Origin of the sequence: Pseudomonas sp. W4I3 (assembly GCF_030816195.1) — a bacterium.
Lineage (GTDB): Bacteria > Pseudomonadota > Gammaproteobacteria > Pseudomonadales > Pseudomonadaceae > Aquipseudomonas.
Genome location: NZ_JAUSXS010000001.1, coordinates 1,837,535 through 1,862,421 on the forward strand (window position 1 = coordinate 1,837,535; position 24,887 = coordinate 1,862,421).

A 24,887-nucleotide genomic window follows, 5' to 3' on the forward strand; every position below is an offset into this window, starting at 1 on the left:
TGTAGATGACGATTCGGCACGGGCTTGGTTCATCGTTTTTTTGGTTTTTTCCCTGAATAACCGGGTTATCCACGGGCGGGCAATAAACCCCCGAGCGCAGGTCGATTTAAGACAGCGCTGTCTTTGCATGAAGGGAGATTCGGCAAATGGGGTCGACCGGGAGGTGAAGCGTTTCAGGTTGTTGCGAAGGATAATGCGGCGGGGCGTTTAGAGAAAGGGTGAATCGCAAGATGCATCATTTCAGTTTTGGTAACAGTGACAGATAGTCGCTGCAAAAAGAGTGTGGGAGGGGGCTGCTCCCACAAGGGTTTCAAGTGTGGGTTAGAAGGTGGTGCGCACGCCGAACTGCACACTGCGCCCCAGTGCCGGCGCAATGTCGCGCAGGATCGAGCTGGCATAGCGCACGGTCTGGTTGGTCAGGTTTTCACCGTTGACGAACGCCAACCACTGGCTGCTGCCGACAGTGAAGTGGTAGCCGGCGCTTGCGCCCAGGGTGGTGTAGCCGTCGGTGCCGCTTTCATTGCTCGGTACGCGCCCTTGGCCGGCGGCATGTTCCACGTCGATACGCGCCTGCCAGCGGTCCAACTCCCACAGCAAGCCGCTGTTCAAGCGCAGCGGCGCGATGCGCGGCAGGGCTTCGCCGGTGTCCAGGTTGGTGGCGCGGGTGTAGTCGCCCGACAGCTCCAGGGCGAACTTGCCGTAGGCGCCTTCGCCAAGTTTCCAGTGATCCTGCGCTTCGAAGCCGGCGAAACGTGCGCGTACGCCGGAGTAGGTGTACTCGGGAATACCGCCCGCGTCCTCTTCACCTTCGTCGTTCAGCGTACGACCCGTGCCGAGCAAGCCGATATAGTTGGAGAAGCGGCTGTAGAACACGCCGAAGCTGCCCTTGTGGGTGCCATTGTCGAAGCGCAGGGCCAAGTCGCTGGACACGGCTTTCTCTTTCGACAGGTTCGCATCGCCCAGTTCGTAGGTGCCGGTGGCAACGTGCGCGCCATTGGCGTACAGCTCGTAGAACGTCGGTGCGCGCTCGGTGTAGCCCAGGGTGGCGGCCAATGACCAGACCGGCGTCAGGGTGTAGACCGCGCCGGAGGACAGGCTGCCGGCAGTGAAGTCATTGGTCTTGTCGGCCGTGGCGAAGCGCGCGTTGCCCTTGGCATCCGGGTCGACGCTGGTGTGTTCCAGGCGCCCGCCGAGGCTGAGCTTGAGGCGCTCGGTGGCTTGCATCTCCTCAAGAATGAACAGTGCGCCGGCGTTGGTATCGGTCTGGGGCACGAAGGCTTCTTCACCGAGGGCCGAGAATTCATTGCGGGTCACTTGTGCGCCGACCACGCCGTTGAACGGACCGATCGGCTGGTGGCGGGCTTCCACGCGCGCTTCATAGCCTTTGTTCTTGAAGGTGGTGCCGGTCTCGCCGCCCTCGATTTCGCGGTGCTGGTAGTCGGTGTAGCCGGCGTCGACTTTTACCGAGGTAAACGCGCCTTGCAGGTTGCGTATTTCGGAGGCGAACGCGTAGTGCTCCTGCTGCATGCGGATGCGCACGTCCTGTTCGGCAGGGGAGCCATAGTTGCTGTCGTAGTTGCTGTAGGACAGCCCCGCGTAGCCATCATCCCAGGTGTAGGACCCGCCCACTGCGCCGCCATCCTGGCGCCCATCGCTGTTGCCCAGGCGCCCGTTCTTGCCGGGGCCATCGTCGGATTCGGGGGCATGGCGGCTGCGCGCATAGCCCGGGATTTTCAGGTCGTTGAACTCCCGCGCATTGGCGTCCAGGTGCAAGGCAAAGGTGCCGTCGCCGGCCTCAAGCTTTCCCGCGCTGCTGCGGGTGGTGTCAGCGCCGCCGTAGCGCAGTTCACCGGCACCGTGAATGCCTTCGATGGCTGCGGTGGGGATGCGGTTATCGAAGGTATTGACCACGCCGCCGATGGCGCTGCCGCCGTACAACAAGGCCGCCGGGCCGCGCACGATTTCAATGCGTTCGACGTTGATCGGGTCCAGCGGCACGGCATGGTCATAGGACAGTGACGACGCATCCAGCGCGCCCACGCCATTGCGCAAGATGCGAATGCGGTCGCCGTCCTGGCCGCGAATAATCGGCCGGCTGGCGCCTGGTCCGAAGTACGAAGACGACACCCCCGGCTGCTTGTTCAGGGTTTCGCCAAGGCTGCCTTTTTGTTGCAGGGTCAGGTCATCGCCTTCGAGCACCGTGGTGGGCGAGGCGAGTTGTTCGCTGCCCAACGGATTGCCGGTGATGATTTGAGGTTGCAGTTCCAGGGCGTGGGCTTGGGAGCCGATCAGCAGGGCGGCGGCGAGGGGGGACAGGCGCCAGAGACGAGAGCAGGACATCGGACATTCCTTGGCAGGATTTTGATAGGTATCGTTACAATATAACATCTCTTTTTTCGCTGAAAAGGGGAACTTTTGTCGACTGGCTATATTCAATCCAGTGCTTCCACCGTTACGCCCCGTCGGCTAAGGTGCGCGGCTGTGTTTCCTCTCTCGCAAAAAGGCCCGGCATGACCGCGACAAGCAACGACCCGCTCCACGGCGTGACCCTGCAACATGTCCTCACCACCCTGGTGGAACACTACGAATGGGCGGGCCTGGCCGAACGCATCGATATTCGCTGCTTCAAGAGCGACCCCAGCATCAAGTCGAGCCTGACTTTCCTGCGCAAGACCCCTTGGGCCCGAGAAAAAGTCGAAGGCTTGTACGTCAAGCTGATGCGCACCAAACGCCCGTTGGATTGAACCCGTGAAGCGTTTTGTGGCGGCGGCCGCGTTGGCCGGGTGGGTGGGGTTGGCGATCCAGCAGTACCTGATTCTGTATTCGCGCTGGTCCAGCGGCGCCAGCCTGCTGGGCGGGTTGATCAGCTTCCTGAGTTTTTTCACTGTGCTGACCAATACCCTGGTCGTCGTGGTGCTGAGTTATTGGTTGGTCAAACGCGAATCTGCCGGCAAGCGTTTTTTTCTCGCGCCTGTTATCAGCAGTGGTATCGCCGCGAGCATTGTCGTGGTGAGCCTGGCCTACAACCTGCTGCTGCGGCACCTATGGACCCCCGAGGGCTTTCAATTCATCGCCGATGAATTGCTGCATGACGTGATGCCGTTGCTGTTTCTGATCTATTGGTGGCGGTGCGTGCCCAAGGGCACCTTGCGGGTCAAGCACATTGCAGGGTGGGTGATTTACCCCCTGGTGTACTTCGCTTATGTGCTGTTGCGCGGGCATCTGCTGGGGCAGTATCAGTACCCGTTCATCGATGTGGACAGCCTGGGTTATCCACAGGTGTTCGTGAATGCCGGGGGGATTTTGCTGGGGTTTATCGTCATTGCGTTGGCGGTGGTAGGGCTGGATAACCGCCTGAAATCATCCTGAATTTAAAGTGGGCACGGTCAATGTGGGAGGGGGCTTGCCCCCGATGGCGGTGTGTCAGAAACAGATATGCTCACTGATACACCGCTATCGGGAGCAAGCCCCCTCCCACAGTTTTGACCGCGTCAGGCTGGTTCCTCTTCACTGCCTTCGGCCCGCCAGTAGCCCGCGGCCTTGAGGTATTCCTCGTTGACCTTGTGCGTATCCAACAACACCCGCCGCACCTGGCGCGACAGCTTGGTCTCGGTCGCGACAAAGCTGTACAGCGTGCCGCCGGGCAGCGTCAGGTTGCGCACGGCGTCGAGCAGGTCGTCCTGGCCGCGCACCACCCAAACAATTTCGACATCCGCAGCGCTTTCCAGCACCTGGCGTTCCGCGGCATCGGCAACTTCAATCACCGCCAGCACCTTGCGCCCGGCGGGTAGTTCTTCCAGACGGCGACCGATCGCGGGCAGGGCGGTTTCATCGCCGATCAGCAGGTAGCTGTCGAAGATATCCGGCACGATCATCGAGCCACGTGGCCCGCCGATATGCAGGTGCTGGCCGACCTGCGCCTGCTCGGCCCAGGTGGAGGCAGGGCCATCGCCGTGCAGCACGAAGTCGATATCCAGTTCGCCAATGCTCAGGTCGAAGCGCCGTGGCGTGTAGTCGCGCATCGCCGGTTGCGGACCGTCACCCTTGATGGTGAACGTCGGGCTTTCCAGCGCCGCTTGTTCGGCGGCGTTCTGCGGGAACAGCAGCTTGATGTGATCGTCACTGCCCAGGCTGACAAAACCCGCCAGTTCCGGGCCGCCCAGCGTGATGCGGCGCATGCGCGGGGTGATGTCCTCCACGCGCAGAACGTGCAGGCGGCGGCGTTTGATTTCGTGGGTCACGCGATGAATGGTGGGTGTGTTCATTGGTCTTTCCCGTCGGCAATGGCTTGCGCGGTGCGGTTGAGCAGCGCCGCGACACGCGTGATTTCTTCCGGGCTCCAGCGCCCGTGGTGCGAGTGCAGGGCATGACGCAGGTTATGCACCGCTTCGTGGATTTCCGGTGGCCGGTCCTGGCCGCGCAGTGAGCGCTTGCTGACGTCAATGCGCATGCGCACGCCATCCAGGGCAACGGCTTGCTCGCTTAAGAAGAGACGGCCGGCGTCGGTAATTGTGTAGCGCTTTTTTCCGCCTTCGGCATCCCCGCTGATCAACTCACTCTCTTCGAGAAAGGTCAGGGTGGGGTAGATCACGCCGGGGCTGGGGCTGTAGGCGCCATCGAACAGGCTTTCGATCCGGCGGATCAGGTCGTAGCCATGGCACGGCTGTTCGGCGATCAAGGCTGGCAGCAGCAGTTTCAGGTCGCCTGGGGCAAAGACGCGTGGCCCGCGCCCGCCGCGTTCGCGGCCCATGCGTTTGTCGAAGCCATCGCGGCCGTCGTGAGGGTGATGCTCTCTCATTTTCTTTCGCTCGTCGGTAGGTTTAGATACAACTTAAGATATATCTTTAGGCGAGCGCAAGCCCTCCGGACCAACGGTTGACCCTGCAACGCAAGCGCTGGATCGACGCGAATCAGTTCTGTCAATTGCAATAATTTGAAGTTGCTGTATAACTATTTAGAGTAACTGCTCAGTTGTTCGGGCAACCTGTGTTAAAACTTAAAGTGTGCCAATACACGGGACTTAAAACGCGCTTGTCATCCACTTCTTACAGAAAAACTGCTGCATGAATTGTTCTCGATTGGAGCATGTAGGTGGTTTCTTACGGATATAAATAAAGTTTTGGCAAAGTGCCATCTTTTTCCCGCAAGCCCAGCCTATTTGGGCTACGGGCCAATACGAAGTGTCTTGCATACCTGCATTTGAATTCAGTGGATTATTGTTTGGCGTTGCGGCGACTCAACTAACTGAGCGCAACGCTATTCGTTGTAAGTTCTTTAAGGCTTAGCGCTTTTAATAAACTTTCCGACGAGTCACTCACTGTTTACAACTACAGGTATTGACCATGTTCAAGAAGTTTGCATTTGCTGCCTCCCTGACCGTTATTGCGCTGAGCACCTCGCCGGCGTTCGCTGCCGGTGAAGCCAGCCACACCGTCAACCTCAAGGCAAACATTCCGACCACCGTATTCCACGCTCAGCCGCGTGATCCGAACTGGGGCCGTGACGAAACCATGAACTACAACCTGGTGAGTGGTGAGCTGTCGACCCTGAGCGCGATCTATGACATCCGCAACACCAACGGTTCGGTGCACGCCTACATCGAAGGTGGCCCGGCCGTACTGTTCAACGGCGACGCCGCTCAGAACATCGCGCTGACCACCACCCTCAACGGCGTCACCCTGACCGGTACTCCTCAGGAAGTGGTCAACGAAGCGGACTCCACCCCAGGTGTCGGCGCTGAAATGCGCATCGCCGCTGCCAAGCCGAACGCTAACCAGCGTGGTTCGTACACCGCAGTGATGCCGGTTGTCTTCGATGCCGTACTGCCAGTAGCGCCTTGATGTCGATGCAGACCCGCTGAGCGAACGCTTGCGGGTCATTACAGGCCGGTGGGGTCCCTCTCCTCCATCTCGCCGGCCTGGTTTCAACCCCCGTCTCTTGGCCCTCAGAGTATTCCGTTCATGTTCCCGATGACTCACATCGCGGCGGCGCTTGCGCTATTGATAGGTACGAGTGCACTGGCAACCCAGGCCAACGCCGCCTCGACTCCCGGTAGTCTGATCACTCAGGCCCAAGGCTTGCCCTCGGGGTTTGCCGACCACTTTTTCGATGTGCCGCTGGCCGTGCGCATAGACCTTGACCAGCAACCGCTGGGTGAAGCGCTGATCGTATTGACCCAGGATGACCGCGTCAGCCTGTTGGAATTTACCGACACCGGCGACAGCAAAGTCGCGGCCACCACCCGCGACACCTGGCAAGCGATCCTGGAAAAAGGCGTGGCCCTGGGCGCGTGTACCCAGTCGTGCCCGCAGCAACTGGTGTCGGCGTTCTACAACCTGGAAAGTTCACAGCTGTCGATCATCACCCAGAACGTGGAGCGCACCGACGACGCACCGCGTTATTACGCGCAGCCCGAAAACGGCAGCCTGGGTTTGATCATCAACAACCAGCTCAACCTCAACGGCGGCCAGGACCAGGACCTGGGCGGGCGTTATGGGCTGCAAGCCAGCTCCAGTCTCGGCAACTGGAGTCAGGTCTTCAATTTGCAACTGGCGCGCCAGAGCGGCGCCGACGAAACCATGCGCCATGCTATCCATGAGCTGTATACCCAACGTGAACTGGAGGGCAATTTCTTTCGCCTGGGCCATTTCACCCCCAATTCCGATGGCCTCACCCGGCAATTGCGCAGCTTCGGCGCCAGCCCCGACACGGCGGTGGGCGCGATGTACGGCAGTTCCGACAGCCTGGCCATCAACAACCCCAAGCCCAGCGTCTACCCGATCTATGTCACGGCCAACCGTCAGGCAGCGGTGGAGATCTATCGCAACGGCCTCTTGATCAACACCCAGGCAGTGGCGTCCGGTTTGCAGACCCTGGATACGCGCCCGCTGCCCGGCGGTATCTATGAGGTGGAAGTGCGTCTGATCGAAGACGGCCTGACCGTCAGTACCACCCAGGAGCTGGTCTACAAGCCCAGCAACTGGCGCAATGCCGAAGACCGTTGGCGTTACAACGTATTTGCCGGGCGCGAGACCAAACTGTTCAGCAACTGGGAAGAACAGGCCTCGGGTTCGATTACCGCCGGTGCGTCCATCAACTACTTGCTGCACCCCAGGGTGATCCTCGGCCTGTCGGCGCGCGAGGTGCGTGAGCAACTGCAATATGGCGGCTCGGTGGACTGGTCGGTCGCCAACAACGTCAACGTCTACGCCAACGTGTTTCAGACCCAGGACCACGGCACCGGCATGGACCTGCAAGGGCTCTACACCTTCGGCGCCACCAACCTGGTGTTCAGCCACAACCGCAGTTGGCTCGACACCCGCGACACCTACGAAACCCTGCCCGACGGTACCCGTTTGCGGCGCAATACGTTTGTCGGCCAGACCAGCAACAGCGCGCTGTCGGTCAACCACCGGATCGATGCGAAAAACTCGGTGAACATGCGCGTCTCCCACAGCGAAGGCAATGTGGAAGGCGCCGGTATCGACCTGGGCTGGAACCGTCGCGACACGCTATTGGGCAGTGACGCCAACTGGCGTTTCTCGGTGTTTGACCGCCCCGGCAGCGGCAGTACCAATGACCAACGCAACCGTGGCGTCGATGTGACCTTGAGCCTGGCCCTGGGCACCGAGGGGCGACAGGTCTCCGGCAGCATCGGTAGCCGCACTTCACGTGATGGTGGCCGCGATAACAACGCCTCGGTGACGATCCGCCAGGACTTGACCGACCACGTGCTGCAAAGCGTTTCGGCGACGGCGATTACCGACACCTACGGCGTGGGCGTGTCGAGCATGGCCAGCTTCAGCACGGAAACGGTCAGCGGCGACGGTTTCGTGCAGCGCAGCTCCTTCAACGGTGAGTTCACCGGTGGCCTGAACCTCAACAGCACGTTGGTGGCGGGGGCCGGCAAAGTCTTGTTGAGCAGCCAATACCAAGGCAACGGTGCCGGCATGATCGTCGACCTCGAGACCGACCTGGACGCCATCACCCTGCGCGCCGACGACTTGAGCGGCGGCAGTGTGGTGCTGCGCCCCGGTCGCAACTATGTGCCGGTGTCGGCGTACAAGAGCAGCACCGTGTCGTTCGACTTCGAGGGCAACTACCCACCGGCGGCGAATATCCAGCCGGCACGTTCCACCTACCACCTGAACAAGGGCGGCGTGGACTACCGCAAGGTCACCGTGATGAAAACCGTGACGGTGCTGGGCCGCTTGCTCAATGAGCAGGGCACGCCGTTGCGCGGCCATCAGGTGATCAACCACGCCAGCCGTGGGGTCAGCGAAGTGGACGGATTCTTCTCCATGGAAATGAGCGCCAGCGCGCCGACCCTGGAGGTGCGCTACCAGAACCAGTTGCTCTGCCAGTTCCGTCTGGACCCTGCCAACGCGCCGAGTGAAAACGACGTGCTGATGATCGGCGACCTGCGTTGCACACCGGACAGCTTGGCCGAAGCCACCCACAAGGCCGAAACCGCCGGTTGACGGCGGTTCGGATCCTCGGAGTTTTTATGACTGTTATCACCGCAATCAAGCAGGCCCTGGCGCCGGCTGCATTGGCCCTGGCGTTGGGGGCGTTCAGCCAGCCGGCCCTGGCCATTGTCGAAGACATCACGGCCGTGTTTCGCCCCGACCCCGCCAACCCGATGAGCAACAAATTCATTAACACCACGCCGCAAAGTGGCTTATGCCCTTGGCACGTGCCCGCCAAGTGTGAGGCGGTCAATACCTTCAGTATTCGTAATACGGCGTTCAGGGCCACGTCGACTGGCCCCATACCGGCTTTTCCCGATGATCCGCGCAAAAGTGCCTATTTCAAGGTGCCTTCAGCCTTTCGCGACCTGCAGGTCACCCACCGCGCAACCGGTAGAACAGAAACCGTGCAGATGCGAATTGCCGGTATCGGCGGCAGATGGAGCATCTCTTATCCGCCGGGCGTATCGGCCTGGGGCACGCCAGGCGTTGGTTGGTCGGCTTATTGGTATGGGGCACCAGCACCTTGCAGTCCGATCAATTACATCGCGGCGGGCACAAGTTTCGCGTTGTTCTTCTGGATCGTTCCGGAAAACGCCGGGGCCTGCAGCGTGACCAACGGAACGGATATTCCGTGGCTCAAATATGACCATCTTGAATACGGCTACGAACTCAAGACCCCCAACCCCCTGGGCATGGACACCGGCATCTACGAGGGTTCCATCACCTACACCATGGGGCCGGGCGCTGACCTTGACTTCGGCGACACGATGATCCCCTCCGACGGCGTGCTCACGTTCAACTTCACCCTCACGGTGGAGCACGTGCTCAAGGTCGACCTGCCACCCGGCGCTCATCGCATCGAGCTGCTGCCCGAAGGCGGCTGGCAAGCCTGGCTCAACCAGGGACGGCGCCCGGCACGGTTGTTCCGCGACCAGACCTTCACGCTCGCCGCCAGCTCGCGTTTCAAGATGAACCTTGAGTGCGGCCTGGTGATGGGCAACACCTGCGGCCTGCGCAACGGCGAAGGCGATGAGGTGCCGGTGCAGATCGCCGTCAGCCTGCCCCACGGCGTGCGCGACCAGTACGACCAGCCGGTGAACAAACTGCCGCTGCGCCTGGACGGGGTCGGCACCGAGCTGTTCCAGCCAACGTATTACCTGGATAACCGTCCGGCCAAGTTGCATTTCGAGGTGGGCAAGGACGATGTCGGCGAAATGCTCAAGGCGCCAGGCACCACCTATACGGGGACGGCCACGGTGATCTGGGATTCGGAAGTCTAGTCGGCCGGCCAGTATTCGCAGCACCGGCCTCCCGTGGAGGCCGCGTTCAATCAATGAGGCGTAGCAAACATGAAACATGCAGTGTTATGGAGCGCTCTGCTCCTGGGTTCCCTGAGCGCCCACGCCGGGCCGGCAATCAACGTCGGCGTGGTGTACGACTACTTGGAAGGCGACCGCAGTTCCTACCTCAAGCGGGTATTCAACGGCGGCACCAGCACCGCGTTCATCAAGGTCAACGTGCTGGAAATCATCTACAACGCCGACGGTACCTCCAGGGAAGTGCCGGTGGCCTCGCTGACCGACGACAAGGGCGCCACCACCAGCCGCGACGGCCTGATGGCCAGCCCGGCACGCATGATCGTTCCGTCCAACGGGCGCCAGGGCACACGTCTGCTGTACATGGGCGAACGCGACAAAGAGCGTTACTTCCGTGTGCGCTTCATCCCGGTGGTGCCCGAAAAGAGCGATGACTTTGCGGTGACCGACCAGGAGCGCGCCGACTACAAGGACAGCCTGGCGGCGGGTGTGAACATCATGGCCGGCTACGGCACGGTGTTTTTCGTAAGGCCCAAAGACACGCGCTTCGACACGCAAATCAGCGACAGCGCCAGCCAATACACACTGCGCAACGCGGGCAACAGCGTGGTGGTGCTCGATGAGTTCCGCGATTGCGCCAAGGCGAAAAAGTCCGACTGCCTGCCCACCACCAAGCACCACATTTTGCCGGGCCGCGAGCTGGTTTTCGAAAAGAAGTCCGACCGCCAGTTCAGCTTCCAAATGGTCGAGGGGCGCGACAAAAAACTGATGACCGTCAACGATAACGGGTGAGCGTGATGTTCAAGCAACTGACACTGGCGGCACTGCTGATGGGCGGCACCTCGGCCTGGGCTATCCAGGAGCGCGAGACCTTCGATATTTCGGTGACCATCCCGGTGCACGAGGCTTATGTGCTGCCCTCGGAACCGGACTGGATGGGCCAGGACCAACTACTGCCCTGGAGCCTGGCGCGTGCCGAGTTGGGACGCCTGCGCAAGAACTTCGACGTGAAAAACCTCGCCGGCGGCGTCGCCGCGCGATTGGGAGACACGCCTTACCTGGCCAGCCCACGCGATCGCATCGAGCTGCGCGTGCTGTTCAATCAGGTACCGTTGAGCCTGGACGCCACCGAAGTGATCAGCGCCGATGTGGCCCGCTCGGGTACCCGGGCGGTGCTGGATATCGCGGCCATCGAGCCCGAGGGTGGCTACCAGGGTGGGGATTACTTTGGCACGGTGCACCTGGTCTTCGATTTTCTGGCGCCCTGAACCTGTGACGACCTGAATGTGAGAGGGGCTTGCCCTAATGCCGGTCAGTAAGGCTTTTTGTAGGAGCGAGGCGGGCGGCTAGCCCTTGCTCGCGAAGAACTCAGGGCCCCCGTGTTTATCCAGAATGAACGCGTTGCCTGGGCGTTTTTCGCGAGCAAGCTCGCTCCTACAGTGAACTTTCGCTTAACTGATTGGCATTAGGGCAAGTCCCCCCACATTTGGACCGCGGGGCGTCAGTTCGATAGGACAGCCATGCTTGCCGTCGGCAAACACAACGTCTGGCCGCCCGGCTGCACATACGGCAGCAGAATCGGCGCCATGCCTTTGAGCACTTGTACCGGCAGTGCCGAGGTGAAGGTGAATTGCTGGGCCTGGCTGCCGGGCACAAAAGCGGTCAGGGTGCCGAAGTGCCGGTCACCCAGGTAGAACACGAAAGTGGCGGTGCGGTTGATCGATTTTGAGCTGATCACCCGCCCACCGGCGCCCATCGCTTCGATGCGGTTGTCGCCGGTGCCGGTCTTGCCGCCCATGGCCATCGGCGTGCCGTCGGCCAGCTTGAAACTGCCTGACACGCGCTTGGCCGTGCCGGCATCCACCACCTGGGACAGGGCGCCGCGCAACGCCCCTGCCACCTCGGACGGCATCACCCGTTTACCCGGGTCGGGGTTGTTGACCAGGCGGGTGTCATAGGGCGTGCCGGCGGCAAAATGCAGGCTGTCGATGCGCAGCACTTTGCCGCGTACGCCATCGTTGAGGATGATGCCCATCAATTCGGCGAGCGCCGCCGGGCGGTCGCCCGAGCTGCCGATGGCGGTGGCGAGGGACGGCACCAGGTGGTCGAAGGGATACCCCACCGCCTGCCAGCGTTGATGAATATCCAGGAACGCTTCGACCTCCAGCATGGTCCGGATGCGGCTGTCGCGCGCGCCTTGGTGACGGCTTTTGAACAGCCAGCCATAGACCTCCTGGCGTTCGAACTGGCTGGCCTTGACCACCTCGGTGAAGGTGGCCTCGGGGTGCTTGAGCAGGTAGCCGAGCAGCCACAGGTCCAGCGGGTGAACCTTGGCGATATAGCCCTGGTCGGGCAAATCGTAGGTGCCGGGGCCGTAATCGGTGTACAGGCGGTCCAGGCGTTCGTCGGTGACTTTCGTACTGCCCAGATGTGCACGCACAAAGCGCTTGAACGTGTCCGGGTTGGCCTCGGGAAACAGATAGCGGTGCACGGCGGCCAGGCGAATGGCGGTGGGGTGCAGGCTGTCGAGGAAGGTGTCCAGGCGCGCCTGGGTGTCTTTCTTCTGATACTTCTTCCAGAACTTGAGCACAAAGGTGGTGCCTTCGCGGTCGGCGAATTTGGCCAGGTATTCCTGGCGCCGTGGGTCGCCGTCATCCTTGAGCAATTGCGCGCTGTTATTGGGCCCGGCATAGGTGACGTAGCGCTCCAGGTCGCGCATCAGGCGAATGAATGGCAGGTTGATCGACTCGCGCAACGCGTCGCGCAACGTGGGGCTGCGGCCATTGTCCTGGTTGCGGAAGTTGTGGAAGTAATGCATGCCACCGCCGGTGAAAAAGCCTTCGTTGGGGCTGGCTGAGTAGGTGCGATCAAGGGCCGCTTCGAGCATCCTGGCCAGGGATTTATCCGGGGCCTGGATCAGGTAGTCGACGGCCCAGCGGCTGAGGCGGTCCTGCTCGGCGATATCGGTTTTTTTCAACGCCGCGGGCGCTTGCGCGGCATAGCGATCATGCAGCTCGCCGATGATTTGCAGGTAAGTGGTGAGCACCCGCAGCTTGGCGGTGGAGCCCAGTTCCAGTTTGCTGCCTTCGTTGATATCGAACGGCTGGTCGGTGTTGTCGGTTTGCACGCGCACCCGTGAACCCTCTGCGGTCCGTTCGAACAGGGTGAAGCTGTAGCGCACCAGGGGCGTGCTGGCGGGGGTCAGCAACCGTTCGCCGAGCAGCCCGGTCTGGCCTGCGAAGGAGGGGTCGGCCAGTTGCTTGAGGTAGGCAGTGACCTGGGTTTGCAGCTCGGCCTGCAAGGTGCTGGTGGCGGACAGGTCCAGGCGGTCGAGGTCGTAGAGCGGGCGGTTGAGCAGGGCGGCGACACGACTGCGGGCGACACTGATGCCTTTGTTGGTGTCGATCGGTTGCAGTGTCGGCTGCTGCTGCCAGTCACGGTAAGTGACGTGCGCGGCCAGGGCCGCCTTGAGCAGCGCGGAATCGATGACGGCATTTTGCGCCAGCAGCCGCAGGTGGCTGTCGGTGAGCTGTGCCAGTTCAGTGCGACCATTGCTCAGGTAATGGGAGGGCCGACGTTGGGCGATCATCAGTGACAGCACTTGGCGCAAGGCCAAGCCGCGTGCGCTCAGGCTGGCTGGGGTATTGGCGGTGTCGGCCAGGGTCCGGTTGACCTGGGCGAAGTCGGCGCCGTACCACACCCGCAACCCCTCGGCCATGCCGTGCACCTCACCGTGGCCGGGTACGGCCGACAAGGGCACGCTGTTGAGGTAGTCACGCACGACGTTTTGCCGGGCGACCAGGGTGTCGGGGCCTTGCTGGTAAGCGCGCACGCTGGCGGACAGCATCTGACGGATCTTCTCGTCGCCCGACAGGGTCAGGCCCTCCGGCGAGTGCCGGTATTTCTCCAGTTGCGTCGCCAGGGTACTGCCGCCCGCCGTCTGCCCCGGCAGGTGCAACTGACGCGCAAGCTGCGACCACGCGGCCTTGGCAAAGCGCGGCCAGTCCACCGCCGGGTTGGCCTGGGGCGGGTCGGGGTCGAGCAGCTCGCGGTTCTCGATGAACAGCAGGCTGTGGACCATCAGCCCTGGAATGTCGCTGAAGTGCGTGTACAGCTGGGTAGGGTAGTTGAACTGATACAGCGGCGCGGCGCGGCAATCGGTGATCGACAGCCCGGCCTGTATTTTTTCCGCGTAGGGAATGAATAGCCCGTGACGGCTGTAGTCCATCAGCGCCTCGGAGAAGCGCGCCTGGGATTGCACCACGTAATTGCGCTTGAGCAGGCGTGGCAGCCACTCGCCGAGGGCGCTGTAGCCCAGGCGTCGATCAAACGGGCCGGCGCCTGGGTACACAATGGCATCGCTGGCGCCGGGGGCCACGGTGTAGGTCAGTTGGGTCGCCCACTGGCTGAGCAAGCGGGACTGCCAGTGGGCGGTCCGCATCTCGCGCATGGCCGCATAGCCGAGGGCGAGCAGTGCCATCAATCCGATCAGCCAGAACAACCGGCGCCAGGGGCGGCTTGGTGTGGTTTTTTTCGGCAACGGCGCGGGTGACGGGCTGTCGTGATCGACTTCAGCCTTGGCTGGACCGGATTGCCACAGAGCGCCCATAGTCGATTGATCCATTCCTACAGATTGATCGGACTTGTCTGAAGCGTAGACGCAGATTGCCTACGCCACGAGGCGCGCCGAGGTTTTTCGAGAAGGACGCACGACCACAGGCGCCGTTCAGGCGTACCACGGCGGGCCGCTGCCGTGCTGATATGTAATACTCTGCGCCGTTTTGCACCGTGAAGGCCGGTTTAGACGCTTGGAACCGTCCTCCGTCGAATGGCTTTTTATCGGGGCATATCGCCAAATTTTGCTGTTTATTGAGTGAAAAGCCCTATCCGGAGCTTTTTATACTGCATGCCCGCTGACCCGGCCGTTGACCACGGCCTGGCGGGGCTGCCCACAAGGCAGACCCGGTCAAGACGGCCCATGGGCCCACCCGCTCATGTGCCGAGACTCGCTGGCTAACTCCAATAAAAATGAGGTTGTATTCCTATGCCTGTCGGCAAACCACTGCCCCCTGGCGAGACCGCTCAAGGCGGCCCGCTCAAACGCGAACTCGGTGAGCGGCATATCCGCCTGATGGCCCTCGGTGCCTGCATCGGTGTCGGCCTGTTCCTCGGCTCGGCCAAGGCCATCGAAATGGCCGGCCCGGCAATCATGCTCTCGTACATCATTGGTGGACTGGCGATCCTGGTGATCATGCGCGCCCTCGGTGAAATGGCGGTGCACAACCCCGTCGCCGGTTCGTTCAGCCGTTATGCCCAGGATTATCTCGGCCCGTTGGCGGGCTTTCTGACCGGATGGAACTACTGGTTCCTGTGGTTGGTGACCTGTATCGCCGAGATCACCGCCGTGGCGGTGTACATGGGCGTCTGGTTCCCTGATACCCCGCGCTGGATCTGGGCCCTGGCGGCGCTGATCAGCATGGGCACCATCAACCTGATCGCGGTCAAGGCCTTCGGTGAGTTCGAATTCTGGTTCGCGCTGATCAAGATCGTCACCATCATTGCCATGGTGATCGGCGGCGTCGGCATCATCGCTTTCGGCTTCGGCAATGACGGCGTGGCGCTGGGTATTTCCAACCTGTGGGCCCATGGCGGCTTCATGCCCAACGGCGTGCAAGGCGTATTGATGTCGTTGCAGATGGTGATGTTCGCCTACCTGGGCGTGGAAATGATCGGCCTCACCGCCGGTGAAGCGCGTAACCCTCAGAAGACCATCCCCAGCGCCATCGGCTCGGTGTTCTGGCGCATTCTGCTGTTCTATGTGGGTGCATTGTTCGTCATCCTGTCGATTTATCCTTGGAACGAAATCGGCACCCAAGGCAGCCCGTTCGTGATGACGTTCGAGCGCCTGGGTATCAAGACCGCAGCGGGCATCATCAACTTCGTGGTGATCACCGCCGCGCTGTCGTCGTGCAACGGCGGCATCTTCAGCACCGGGCGCATGCTCTACAGCCTGGCGCAGAACGGCCAGGCCCCCGCGACGTTCGGCACCACATCCAGCAACGGCGTGCCGCGCAAAGCGCTGCTGCTGTCGATCTTCGCCTTGCTGCTGGGGGTGTTGCTCAACTACCTGGTGCCGGACCAGGTGTTCGTGTGGGTCACCTCCATCGCCACCTTCGGCGCGATCTGGACCTGGCTGATGATCCTGCTGGCGCAGCTCAAATTCCGTAAAGGCCTGAGCCCGGCCGAGCAGGCGGGCCTCAAGTACCGCATGTGGCTGTACCCGGTCAGCTCCTACCTGGCGCTGGCGTTCCTGGTGCTGGTGGTGGGCCTGATGGCGTACTTCCCGGACACCCGCGTGGCGCTGTATGTAGGACCGGCATTCCTGGTGCTGTTGACGGTGTTGTTCTACGTGTTCAAGTTGCAGCCGACCAATGGGGCGGTGCGTACCGCAGCTTGAGGGCTTGCCCGCGATAGCGGTGTGTCAGCCACCGTTATAAACAAACGACGCAAAACCAATGTGGGAGGGGGCTTGCCCCCGATGCAGTGTGTCAGCCAGACAGTATGTAGCTGACACACCGCCATCGGGAGCAAGCCCCCTCCCACATTTTTAGATATCTAGCGACGCTGCGATTTGTGCTGGCGGGGATGATTGGGCGCAGCGAGGTTGCAGCCTTGTCCTGATTGAACAAGTAGCGCAAAACCAATGTGGGAGGGGGCTTGCCCGCGATGCAGTGTGTCAGCCAGACAGTATGTAGCTGACACACCGCCATCGGGAGCAAGCCCCCTCCCACATTTTTAGATATCTAGCGACGCTGCGATTTGTGCTGGCGGGGATGATTGGGCGCAGCGAGGTTGCAGTGTTGTCCTGATTGAACAAGCAGCGCAAAACCAATGTGGGAGGGGGCTTGCCCCCGATGCAGTGTGTCAGCCAGACAATGTGTAGCTGACACACCGCCATCGGGGGCAAGCCCCCTCCCACATTTTAAATCTCCAGCGACGCTGCGATTTGTGCTGGCGGGGATGATTGGGCGCAGCGAGGTTGCAGTGTTGTCCTGATTGAACAAGCAGCGCAAAACCAATGTGGGAGGGGGCTAACCATGCGCGGGGGGCTGGGATGCAATGGCTCTGCGCTGATCCAACTGCTTGTTGAACTCCAGCCACGCCGCAAACAAGGCCATCACGACGGCCCCCACCAGCGCGGTGACTATCTGCATGGCGACGGTATCACCGGTCAGTGCATTGGCCATGTCCGCCAGCGGCGCGAGCACGACACCCAGGCAAAAGACTTCCAGGGAGTAGCGTCCCATCCGCCCCAGTTGCCGCGCCAGCCAGTGTTGCGTCCAGCCAACACCGGGAAGCAATTTTGCCGTGACATAGGCCAGGGCCAGAAAGTGCAGCAAGCGCACCGGTGACAGGTCGGTCTTGCTGATGGGGTACAACCATTCGCCGATCAGGCTCGGCATCCACGCATCGTGCACCTCGGGCCAGCGCCACGACAGGGTGATCACGCAGGCCGTTACTACATAAATCGCAGCCGCGATGAACAGTGGCTGACGCAACACCGGCCGCTGTTCAGCCGGGCGCGCCGAACGCAAGGCCGCTGCGCCGCCGAGGATAAACAGGCACTGCCAGGTCACCGGATTGAAGTACCAGACCCCGCCGTTGCTGGCCGGCAGGTTCCAGCCCTGCCAGGGCGCCAGCAGGTAGACCGCCACGGAAATGGCCACCGCGAGCCTCGGCACGCGCAACAGCAATGGCAGCGTGAGGGGCAGGCTGAGAATCAGCACGATATACAGCGGCAGTGGGTCGGTCAGGTTGGGCTTGAACCGCAGCAGCAACTCGTCGACCAAGGCCTGCTGAGTATTGTTGAGGAAGTGCGCAAGGCCCATCTCCTGCACCAGGTCGCGAGTTTCGATATGGCTGTTGGCGAAAATCACAATGCCCATCAACAGCGCCAGCAGGAAAATGTGCACCACGTAAAGTGTCCACACCCGGCGCAGTATTTTTAAACAGGCATAAAGATAGCCGTCACGCTGCAGGATCTTGCCGTACGCCAGCACCGCCGCGTAACCGGCCAGGAACACGAAGATTTCAGCCGCGTCACTGAACCCGAAGTTCTGCACGGTGATATTGGCCAGGGGGTTGTGGGGGACGTGATCCCAGAAAATGAAGATCAACGCCAGGCCCCGAAAAAAATCGATGCGCGGGTCGCGTCCGTTCAGCATGGCAGCGGGCTCTTGAACAAATTGTTGATTGAAGGTTGGCGAGCGCGCGCGTTGTCGTACGCCGCACGTCGGGCGGGCGCAGGTTGGCGGTATTTGTAAGCAATTGCAAAGGCTGGGTATTACCGAATGTCTCGATGGCCTGCCCGACCGCCGGGCAGGCACCCACGGGGCGAATCAGGCGACGGCTACCTCATGCGCCTCAAAACTATCCGCCCGCGCCATCTGCCACATGCGCGAATAAAATTCGCCGTTCACCTCACCGGTGAGCAGCTCGCCCGGCTTGAGGAACACATGCAACTGCGAGAACAACTTGATCTCGGTCGCCGACATGCGTCGCACCAGGTGCTTGGCCGACAGCTGCGACGGATGATCCAGCCCGGCGGCGGCAAGCATTTCCGCCAGGGCGTGAAGGGTGTTGCGGTGGAAGTTGAACACGCGTTGGGCTTTATCCGGCACCACCAGCGCACGTTGGCGCAGTGGGTCCTGCGTGGCGACGCCGGTCGGGCATTTGTTGGTGTGGCATGACTGCGACTGAATGCAGCCGATGGCAAACATAAAACCGCGCGCCGAGTTGGCCCAGTCGGCGCCGATGGCGAGCACGCTGGCGATGTCGAAGGCGCTGACGATCTTGCCGCTGGCGCCGAGCTTGATCTTGTCGCGCAGGTTCAGGCCCACCAGGGTGTTGTGCACAAATAGCAGGCCCTCGCGCAGCGGCACGCCAATGTGATCGGTGAACTCCACCGGTGCGGCGCCGGTACCGCCTTCCTTGCCGTCAACCACGATAAAGTCGGGAAGGATGCCGGTTTCGAGCATGGCCTTGGCAATGCCCATGAACTCCCACGGATGGCCCAGGCAGAACTTGAAACCCACCGGTTTGCCGCCGGACAACTCGCGCAGTTGGGCGATGAACTGCATCATTTCGATCGGCGTGGAAAACGCGCTGTGGCGTGACGGTGAGATGCAGTCTTCGCCCATCATGATGCCGCGGGTGTCGGCGATTTCCTGGGTGACTTTGTGCTTGGGCAGGATCCCGCCATGGCCGGGTTTGGCGCCCTGGCTCATCTTGATTTCGATCATGCGTACTTGCGGGTTTTGCGCCTGCGTGGCGAAGCGTTCCGGGTCAAAGCGGCCATCACTGGTACGGCAGCCGAAGTAACCGCTGCCCAGTTCCCAGGTGAGGTCGCCGCCGTTTTCGCGGTGGTAGGGGCTGATGCTGCCCTCGCCGGTGTCATGGGCGAAATTACCGAGCTTGGCACCCTGGTTCAGCGCGCGGATAGCGTTGGCGCTCAACGAGCCGAAACTCATTGCCGAGATATTGAACACCGAGGCCGAGTACGGCTGTGTGCACTGCGGGCCGCCAACTATCACGCGAAACGCGCTGGGGTCGCTCAACGGTGCGGGCCGCATGGAGTGGCCGATGAACTCGAAACCCGACTGATAGACGTCGATCAAGGTGCCAAAGGGTTTGTCGGCGGTTTCGTTCTTGGCGCGCGAATACACCAGCGAACGCTGGGCCCGGGAGAAGGGCAGGGCATCGCTGTCGGATTCGAGCAGGTACTGGCGGATTTCCGGGCGGATGGCTTCCACCAGATAACGGATATTGCCCAGGATCGGGTAGTTGCGGCGTACAGCGTGGGGGCTTTGCAGCAGGTCGAAGATGCCGATCAGGCTGAGGATGCCGGTTACCAGGGTGATGGGCCACAGCCATTCGTGTTGGATAAAGGGCAGGCTGGCGAAGGTGAACAGGATGCAGGCGGCAAAGAACGCGTAACGGCTTAGTAACGACAGGCTCATACGGTTTTCCTTGGTTCGGACTCTCGAGGTCGATCCACCATTCTGCGCCTGTACGGAAACACGGGACAAGGAGCGAAGGCTCTGGGACGTGATTTGCACAGGCACAGGTGGTGGAACCGATCAGTGAAAGGCCGCCACTAGTGTGCAGGACGCCCGCTTTCTCACGCCTTTGGAGTCATTGCTCATGCCGATCTCGCCTGCTGCTTGCACCCATCCCGTCATCCATCAAGGCCCGCCCCGAGCGATTGATCGTGCGCAGTCTGTCGCTCAACCCAGGCATCGGATGCAGCCCGCTCAGCACGACGCTATCCATGGGAAGCCCCACGGCACCCAACCGGGGAAATTCCAGCGGTTTGCCGCTGAGGTAGGCAAGAACCTGTGGTTTATCCCAGGCATGAGCAACGTATTGCTGGGGGTGGCAAAGGCTAAGCCAGGCCTTGAAGGCGCTGTCAGCGGGGCGCTGGACGGGCTTCAAAAAACTCGCACAGACGGTTTTGACAGGGCGCTGCTGGGGGCGGCTACCGGGGACTACAAGGCGATCGCATCGGGTTACCTGGATGCGGTGACAAAGAACGAAGCCACGCCGCAGTCGGTCAAGAAAACCCTGCGCGAAACTACCGGCCTGTTAAACCTGGCCGCTACGCTGCGCCAACAAAAAATTACGCTGGGGGCTTGATGCGCAGAGGCGACATGCCTTACGCCGCCGTCTGCCGAATCGGCAGCACCACTCGAAACGTCGTACCTTTACCCAGTTCACTGCTCACCGAGATAGCACCCCGGTGTTTCTTGACGATGCCGTAGGACAACGACAGCCCCAAGCCCGTGCCTTCGCCTACCGGCTTGGTGGTGAAGAACGGGTCGAAAATTTTCTGTACAGCGTCGGGAGCAATGCCGCAACCGTTATCCGCCACTTCCAGCCAGATGTTCTCGCCGTCCACGCCGTTGCTGATGGTGATGATGCCGCGCTCCGGCCCCATGGCCTGGGCGGCGTTGATCACCAGGTTCATCACCACCTGGTTGAGCTGCGAGGCCAGGCATTCGATGTCCGGCAGTGGCGTGTAGTGCTTGACCACATCGGCCTTGTACTTGAGTTCGCTGGCGACGATGTTGAGCGTTGAGTCGATGCCCTGTTTGCAGGTTGGCGAACTGCCAGGTCTGATCGTTATCCACCCGCGAGAAATTTTTCAGGTCCTTGACGATCTGCACCACGCGGCCAATGCCGTCCTTGGACTCGCGGATCAGTACCGGAATGTCCTCCTTGAGAAACTCCAGTTCCAAGTCTGTGCGCAGTGCCTTGAGCCGGTCGCGCTGGCCCTGTTCCGGTATCGACGCTTCGCTGTGCTGATAAGCCTCCAGCATCTGTTGCAGCTGGTTGAAGTAGCCGTCGAGGGTGCTGAGGTTGGATGAAATGAAGCCCACCGGGTTGTTGATCTCGTGGGCGACGCCGGCCGCGAGTTGCCCCAGTGAAGCGAGCTTCTCCGACTGCACCAACTGGCTTTCCAGGTGCTTGCGCTCGTTGATCTCCAGTTGCAACGCCTGGGTGCGTTGTTCCACCAGTTGTTCCAGATGCAAGGTCTGCAGGGATGCACGCCGCGCCATGTCCCATTTGTTGGACAGGGTGTTGGCCATTTGCTGGACTTCGATGTTGTCGAACGGTTTCTTCAGGATCAGCAGGCGGTCATGCCCGTGCAGGCGAGACAGCAGGTCGTCCCAGGAATAATCCGAGTAGGCGGTGCATACCACCACTTGCAGTTCAGGGGCGACCATCCACAGTTGCTCGATGGTTTTCGCGCCGTCCCAGCCCTGGGGCATGCGCATGTCCACGAAGGCCAGGGCGTAAGGGCGTTGCTCCGCCATGGCGGCGCGCAGCAAGCTCAGGCCTTCTTCGCCGCCGTAGGCGCTGTGCAGTTCGAACGCCTGGGCCTGCGGGGTGGCGCTTTCGCCAAACAGTGCCGCCTCCATCTCGTCCAGCGCCTGGTTGGTTTGCGCGCTGGGCATCAGGATCTTGCGAAAATCCTCATGGATGGAGGGTGTGTCATCGATCAGCAGGATGCGCCGGTTGGGAGGCTGGTTCATGAGGTACTTCCGGCAAGGGTCAAGGGAATCGTCAGGGTAAACACCGCGCCATGCCCCGGCCCGTCGCTCTGCGCAGTGAGCTGGCCATGCATTTCCACGGCGGCCAGCGCGCAGCTGTGCAGGCCGAAGCCATGGCCTTCCTTGCGGGTGGTAAAGCCGTGCGTGAAGATCCGCGTCATGTTCTCGGATGGTATGCCTTCGCCATCATCCTTCACACTGATCTTAAGCATATCGTCACCGGTCTGCTCCACTGTCAGGGTGATCTGTCGCGCCTGCTCGGAAAGCGTGGACATGGCGTACTTGGCGTTGCTGATCAGGTTGACCATGATCAGCAGGAGCCGGTGTTTGTCTCCCAGCATCTGCGGCACCGGCGCGTATTGCTTGACCACCGTGACGTGGTGACGACTCAGCGCGCCGGCGTTCATGCGCAGGGCATCGTCGATCAAGGCGCCGATTTCCAGGGGTTCCAGCAGTGTGGAAGCGCCGGCATAGGATTGCTGGGTCGAGACGATGTCCTTGATGTGGTCGACGCTTTTGTTCAGTTGCGCCAGCTCGTCGCTCATGCCTTGCTGCTCGATGGCAATCGCGTCCACCAACTGGTTCAGGTAGCCCGGCAGCAATTTGCCTTTTTCATCCTCGGTGAGAAAGGTACCCAGGTCGCCCTGATGTGCGTTGATCAATTGCATGGCTTTGCCCAGGCCCAGGGCCTTGCTGCTGCGCAGTGTGCGGCTGACCAGATCGGCGGAGATATTCACGCTGTTGAGCACATTGCCTACGTTGTGCAGCACGTTGGTGGCGATCTCCGCCATGCCCGCCTGACGGGCGCTGTCCAGCAGTTCGCTCTGGGCATCCTTGAGTTGTTGCGTGCGCCGCTCCACCCGTTGCTCCAGGGTTTCGTTGGCCGACTGCAAGGCGCGATTGACGCGGTTGATCTCGGCGAAACTGCGCAGCAGGCGCACTGCCAGATAGAGCAGCAGCACCACCAGCAACGTCGAGAACACCAGCAGGTAGCGGTGATATTGATGATCGACGAGGTCGGCGGCCTGCTGGTCCTGATCGAGGTGGGTGGTCAGCGCATCGAGGCGCTCGGCCACGGGCACGGCGGCAATCCGTTCGAGCAGGCTGTTGACTATGGGCTGTTCGCGCAGAATCAGCGATATATGGTTGCTGAGGATATCCACCGGCGCCTGGAATTCCAGGGGCAGGTTCTGCTTGTTGATCGCCAGTTTGCCCAGGCCCACCAGGATATCGGCGGCGCGCTCGTCGCTGGTGACCTGGGCGAACTCCAGGCTGCTGAGCAGCAGGTCATAGGTGTCGGTAGCCACGCTCTGCAGTTGCAGGCGGCCTTCATCGTCGATGCTGTTGAAGTGGGCCTGGATGTCATCTTCGGCGGTCGGCAAGAATGCCAGTGAATTACGCAACACGGCGTTGTGGGATTTGAACTGGTCCACCAGCCGGGCTTTTTCCTGGATGGCCGTCCGATACGCCGCCAGGCTGGCTTGCCAGACCGGCTGGTCGGCGGCGCTGTGGTAGGCGCTGCGGCTCTCCAGTTCGGCCCCGATTCGGGTCATTTCCGTCAGCGGCGTGACCAGCGGGTCGTAGTTATGGGTAATCGCGATCCGCGCCTTGAGTACTTCGCTGTCCCATTGCGCATTGAGCTGCTGGAGTTGGCGGAGCAGGTCTCGCGACTGGGTATAGGTGGCCGTTTGGTCGCGAGAAGATTTGAGGTACAGGAACACCAGCGTAGAGGCCAGAAACAGCGTCATCAGGCCAAGCAACACTTGGCTGGCGCGGCGGCGGTCCAGGCGTGACAAGCTGTTCATAGCGGCTTGCCCGCCCATTCGCCGGTCAGGGTCTTGAGAAACTGGATAATCAGGTCCTTGTCTTCCTGGGTCGGATTACGGCCCAGTTGGTACTTGAACATCACATCGACCGCTTGCTCCAGCGTCTTAGCCGACGCGTCATGAAAATACGGTGCGGTAACGGCCACATTGCGCAGGCTGGGCACCTTGAACACATTGCGGTCCTCGTCGTCCTTGGTCAGCAGGTAGCGTCCGAGGTCTGACTCCAGCGGATTGCCGCGCGCCTGGAAGTAGTCGCCCATCACGCCGAATTTCTGAAACATGTTGCCGCCGATGTTCACGCCCTGGTGGCAAGCGATGCAGCCGTAGTCCTTGAAGCGCTGGTAGCCGTATTTTTCCTGGGTGGTCAGTATCTCGGTGTTGCCTTGCAAATACTGATCGAACCGCGAATTGGGCGTGAGCAGCGTGCGTTCGTAAGTCGCCAGCGCGTTCTGCACGTTGGCGGCGTTGAGGCCGTCGGGGTACGCCTGGCTGAAGGCGTTTTGATAGGCGGGCAGGGCGGACAGGTTCTGCACCACGGTCTTCCAGTCACTGCCCATTTCCACGGGGCTGGTGACCACGTCTTCGACCTGCGCTTGCAGCGTATCCACCCGGCCATTCCAGAACTGCTTGAAGTTCAGGCTGGCGTTGAACACGGTAGGCGTGTTGAGCGTCACCGGTTTACCGTCAACGCCCATCGAGAACGGCTGGTTGTCGGCACCACCGGATTCCAGGCGATGGCAGCTGGCGCAGGACAGGCTGTTATTGGCCGATAAGCGCGGCTCGTTGAACAATTGGCGGCCCAACTCGACCTTGGCCGGGTCCAGCGTCGGTACCGGCGGCAGGGGTTTGAGCGCTTCGTTCAGCGGCGCGGCGGCCAGCGGCACGCCGATGCCCAGGCACAAGGCGAAAATAAAACCGTAACAGGCAGTTGAAACAGGGCTCAAGCGAGCACTCCTTGCGGCTTGGGGGTTATGGATCGGGCATCAGTGTCGCGCAACCCACGTGCAGCAACTTCCTTCGTCGGCTAAACAACCAAGCTGGCTGAAGGTGCGATGACAGCATAGCCGAGCTCCCTTGATATCGACGGCCAGTTGGCGTCAAATCAACAGCGTTTTCGCGTTGCCGGCCCGGATCGGCACGGCAGCGGTTCAATTGAGTTTA

General features: G+C 61.3%; 17 protein-coding genes and 1 pseudogene. 9 read left to right on the forward strand and 9 right to left on the reverse strand.

The annotated features are described in order from the left end of the window. Window positions 1-321: 321 nt before the first annotated feature. The gene (locus tag QF045_RS08285) at window positions 322-2,340 is read right to left on the reverse strand and encodes a TonB-dependent receptor (RefSeq protein ID WP_306491785.1); all 2,019 of its coding nucleotides are present in this window, start codon (window positions 2,338-2,340) and stop codon (window positions 322-324) included. 170 nt (window positions 2,341-2,510) lie between these two features. Between QF045_RS08285 and QF045_RS08290 the strand changes: the two genes are divergently transcribed. Together QF045_RS08290 and QF045_RS08295 are read left to right on the forward strand one after the other, a co-directional pair. After that, window positions 2,511-2,744, forward strand: coding sequence for a VF530 family DNA-binding protein (locus tag QF045_RS08290; RefSeq protein WP_024073644.1), 234 nt, complete (start codon window positions 2,511-2,513; stop codon window positions 2,742-2,744). Between the two features lie 4 nt (window positions 2,745-2,748). Beyond that, window positions 2,749-3,369, forward strand: coding sequence for a Pr6Pr family membrane protein (locus QF045_RS08295; protein WP_306491786.1), 621 nt, complete (start codon window positions 2,749-2,751; stop codon window positions 3,367-3,369). A gap of 122 nt (window positions 3,370-3,491) precedes the next feature. Here QF045_RS08295 and QF045_RS08300 read toward each other — a convergent pair whose 3' ends face one another. Then, complete coding sequence (locus QF045_RS08300) at window positions 3,492-4,265, reverse strand: siderophore-interacting protein (protein ID WP_306491787.1); 774 nt, start codon at window positions 4,263-4,265, stop codon at window positions 3,492-3,494. Further along, window positions 4,262-4,798: a PadR family transcriptional regulator gene (locus tag QF045_RS08305; RefSeq protein ID WP_306491788.1), complete on the reverse strand. Its 537-nt coding sequence runs from the start codon at window positions 4,796-4,798 to the stop codon at window positions 4,262-4,264. The genes QF045_RS08300 and QF045_RS08305 overlap by 4 nt, the downstream gene beginning before the upstream one ends. Window positions 4,799-5,342: 544 nt before the next feature. Between QF045_RS08305 and QF045_RS08310 the strand changes: the two genes are divergently transcribed. The 5 genes from QF045_RS08310 (at window position 5,343) to QF045_RS08330 (ending at window position 11,055) form a co-directional block, all read left to right on the forward strand. Further along, entirely contained in the window at window positions 5,343-5,840 is a 498-nt protein-coding gene (locus QF045_RS08310; protein ID WP_306491789.1) for a CS1 type fimbrial major subunit, read from the forward strand. 120 nt (window positions 5,841-5,960) lie between these two features. Then, window positions 5,961-8,480, forward strand: a complete 2,520-nt coding sequence (locus tag QF045_RS08315; RefSeq protein WP_306491790.1) for a CS1-pili formation C-terminal domain-containing protein — start codon at window positions 5,961-5,963, stop codon at window positions 8,478-8,480. A 26-nt stretch (window positions 8,481-8,506) separates the two neighbouring features. Beyond that, on the forward strand, window positions 8,507-9,751 hold the full coding sequence (locus tag QF045_RS08320) for a hypothetical protein (RefSeq protein WP_306491791.1): 1,245 nt from the start codon (window positions 8,507-8,509) through the stop codon (window positions 9,749-9,751). A gap of 69 nt (window positions 9,752-9,820) precedes the next feature. Next, the gene (locus QF045_RS08325) at window positions 9,821-10,579 is read left to right on the forward strand and encodes a molecular chaperone (protein WP_306491792.1); all 759 of its coding nucleotides are present in this window, start codon (window positions 9,821-9,823) and stop codon (window positions 10,577-10,579) included. A gap of 5 nt (window positions 10,580-10,584) precedes the next feature. Then, window positions 10,585-11,055, forward strand: a complete 471-nt coding sequence (locus tag QF045_RS08330) for a CS1 type fimbrial major subunit (protein ID WP_306491793.1) — start codon at window positions 10,585-10,587, stop codon at window positions 11,053-11,055. A gap of 233 nt (window positions 11,056-11,288) precedes the next feature. On the opposite strand, the gene QF045_RS08335 is transcribed toward QF045_RS08330, so the two are convergent. Beyond that, on the reverse strand, window positions 11,289-14,396 hold the full coding sequence (locus QF045_RS08335) for a transglycosylase domain-containing protein (protein ID WP_306491794.1): 3,108 nt from the start codon (window positions 14,394-14,396) through the stop codon (window positions 11,289-11,291). Between the two features lie 435 nt (window positions 14,397-14,831). Between QF045_RS08335 and QF045_RS08340 the strand changes: the two genes are divergently transcribed. After that, window positions 14,832-16,244, forward strand: a complete 1,413-nt coding sequence (locus tag QF045_RS08340; RefSeq protein ID WP_306491795.1) for an amino acid permease — start codon at window positions 14,832-14,834, stop codon at window positions 16,242-16,244. Window positions 16,245-16,878: 634 nt separating this feature from the next. On the opposite strand, the gene QF045_RS08345 is transcribed toward QF045_RS08340, so the two are convergent. Next, the gene (locus tag QF045_RS08345; RefSeq protein ID WP_306491796.1) at window positions 16,879-18,012 is read right to left on the reverse strand and encodes an OpgC family protein; all 1,134 of its coding nucleotides are present in this window, start codon (window positions 18,010-18,012) and stop codon (window positions 16,879-16,881) included. Window positions 18,013-18,186: 174 nt separating this feature from the next. Further along, window positions 18,187-19,806 carry an FMN-binding glutamate synthase family protein gene (locus QF045_RS08350; RefSeq protein WP_306491797.1) on the reverse strand — a complete coding sequence of 540 codons (1,620 nt, stop codon included), beginning with the start codon at window positions 19,804-19,806 and terminating at the stop codon, window positions 18,187-18,189. A gap of 394 nt (window positions 19,807-20,200) precedes the next feature. On the opposite strand from QF045_RS08350, the gene QF045_RS08355 reads away from it, so the two are divergent. Then, window positions 20,201-20,482: a hypothetical protein gene (locus tag QF045_RS08355; RefSeq protein WP_306491798.1), complete on the forward strand. Its 282-nt coding sequence runs from the start codon at window positions 20,201-20,203 to the stop codon at window positions 20,480-20,482. Between the two features lie 19 nt (window positions 20,483-20,501). On the opposite strand, the pseudogene QF045_RS08360 reads toward QF045_RS08355, so the two are convergent. From QF045_RS08360 to QF045_RS08370, 3 genes and pseudogenes are all read right to left on the reverse strand, one after another. Then, window positions 20,502-21,882, reverse strand: a pseudogene (locus tag QF045_RS08360) (ATP-binding protein). Next, window positions 21,879-23,705 (reverse strand): DAHL domain-containing protein, encoded by a 1,827-nt coding sequence (locus QF045_RS08365; RefSeq protein WP_306491799.1) that lies wholly within the window; start codon window positions 23,703-23,705, stop codon window positions 21,879-21,881. The pseudogene QF045_RS08360 and the gene QF045_RS08365 overlap by 4 nt, the downstream one beginning before the upstream one ends. After that, on the reverse strand, window positions 23,702-24,670 hold the full coding sequence (locus QF045_RS08370; RefSeq protein ID WP_306491800.1) for a cytochrome-c peroxidase: 969 nt from the start codon (window positions 24,668-24,670) through the stop codon (window positions 23,702-23,704). Before QF045_RS08370 ends, QF045_RS08365 begins: the two co-directional genes overlap by 4 nt. Window positions 24,671-24,887 lie beyond the last annotated feature (217 nt).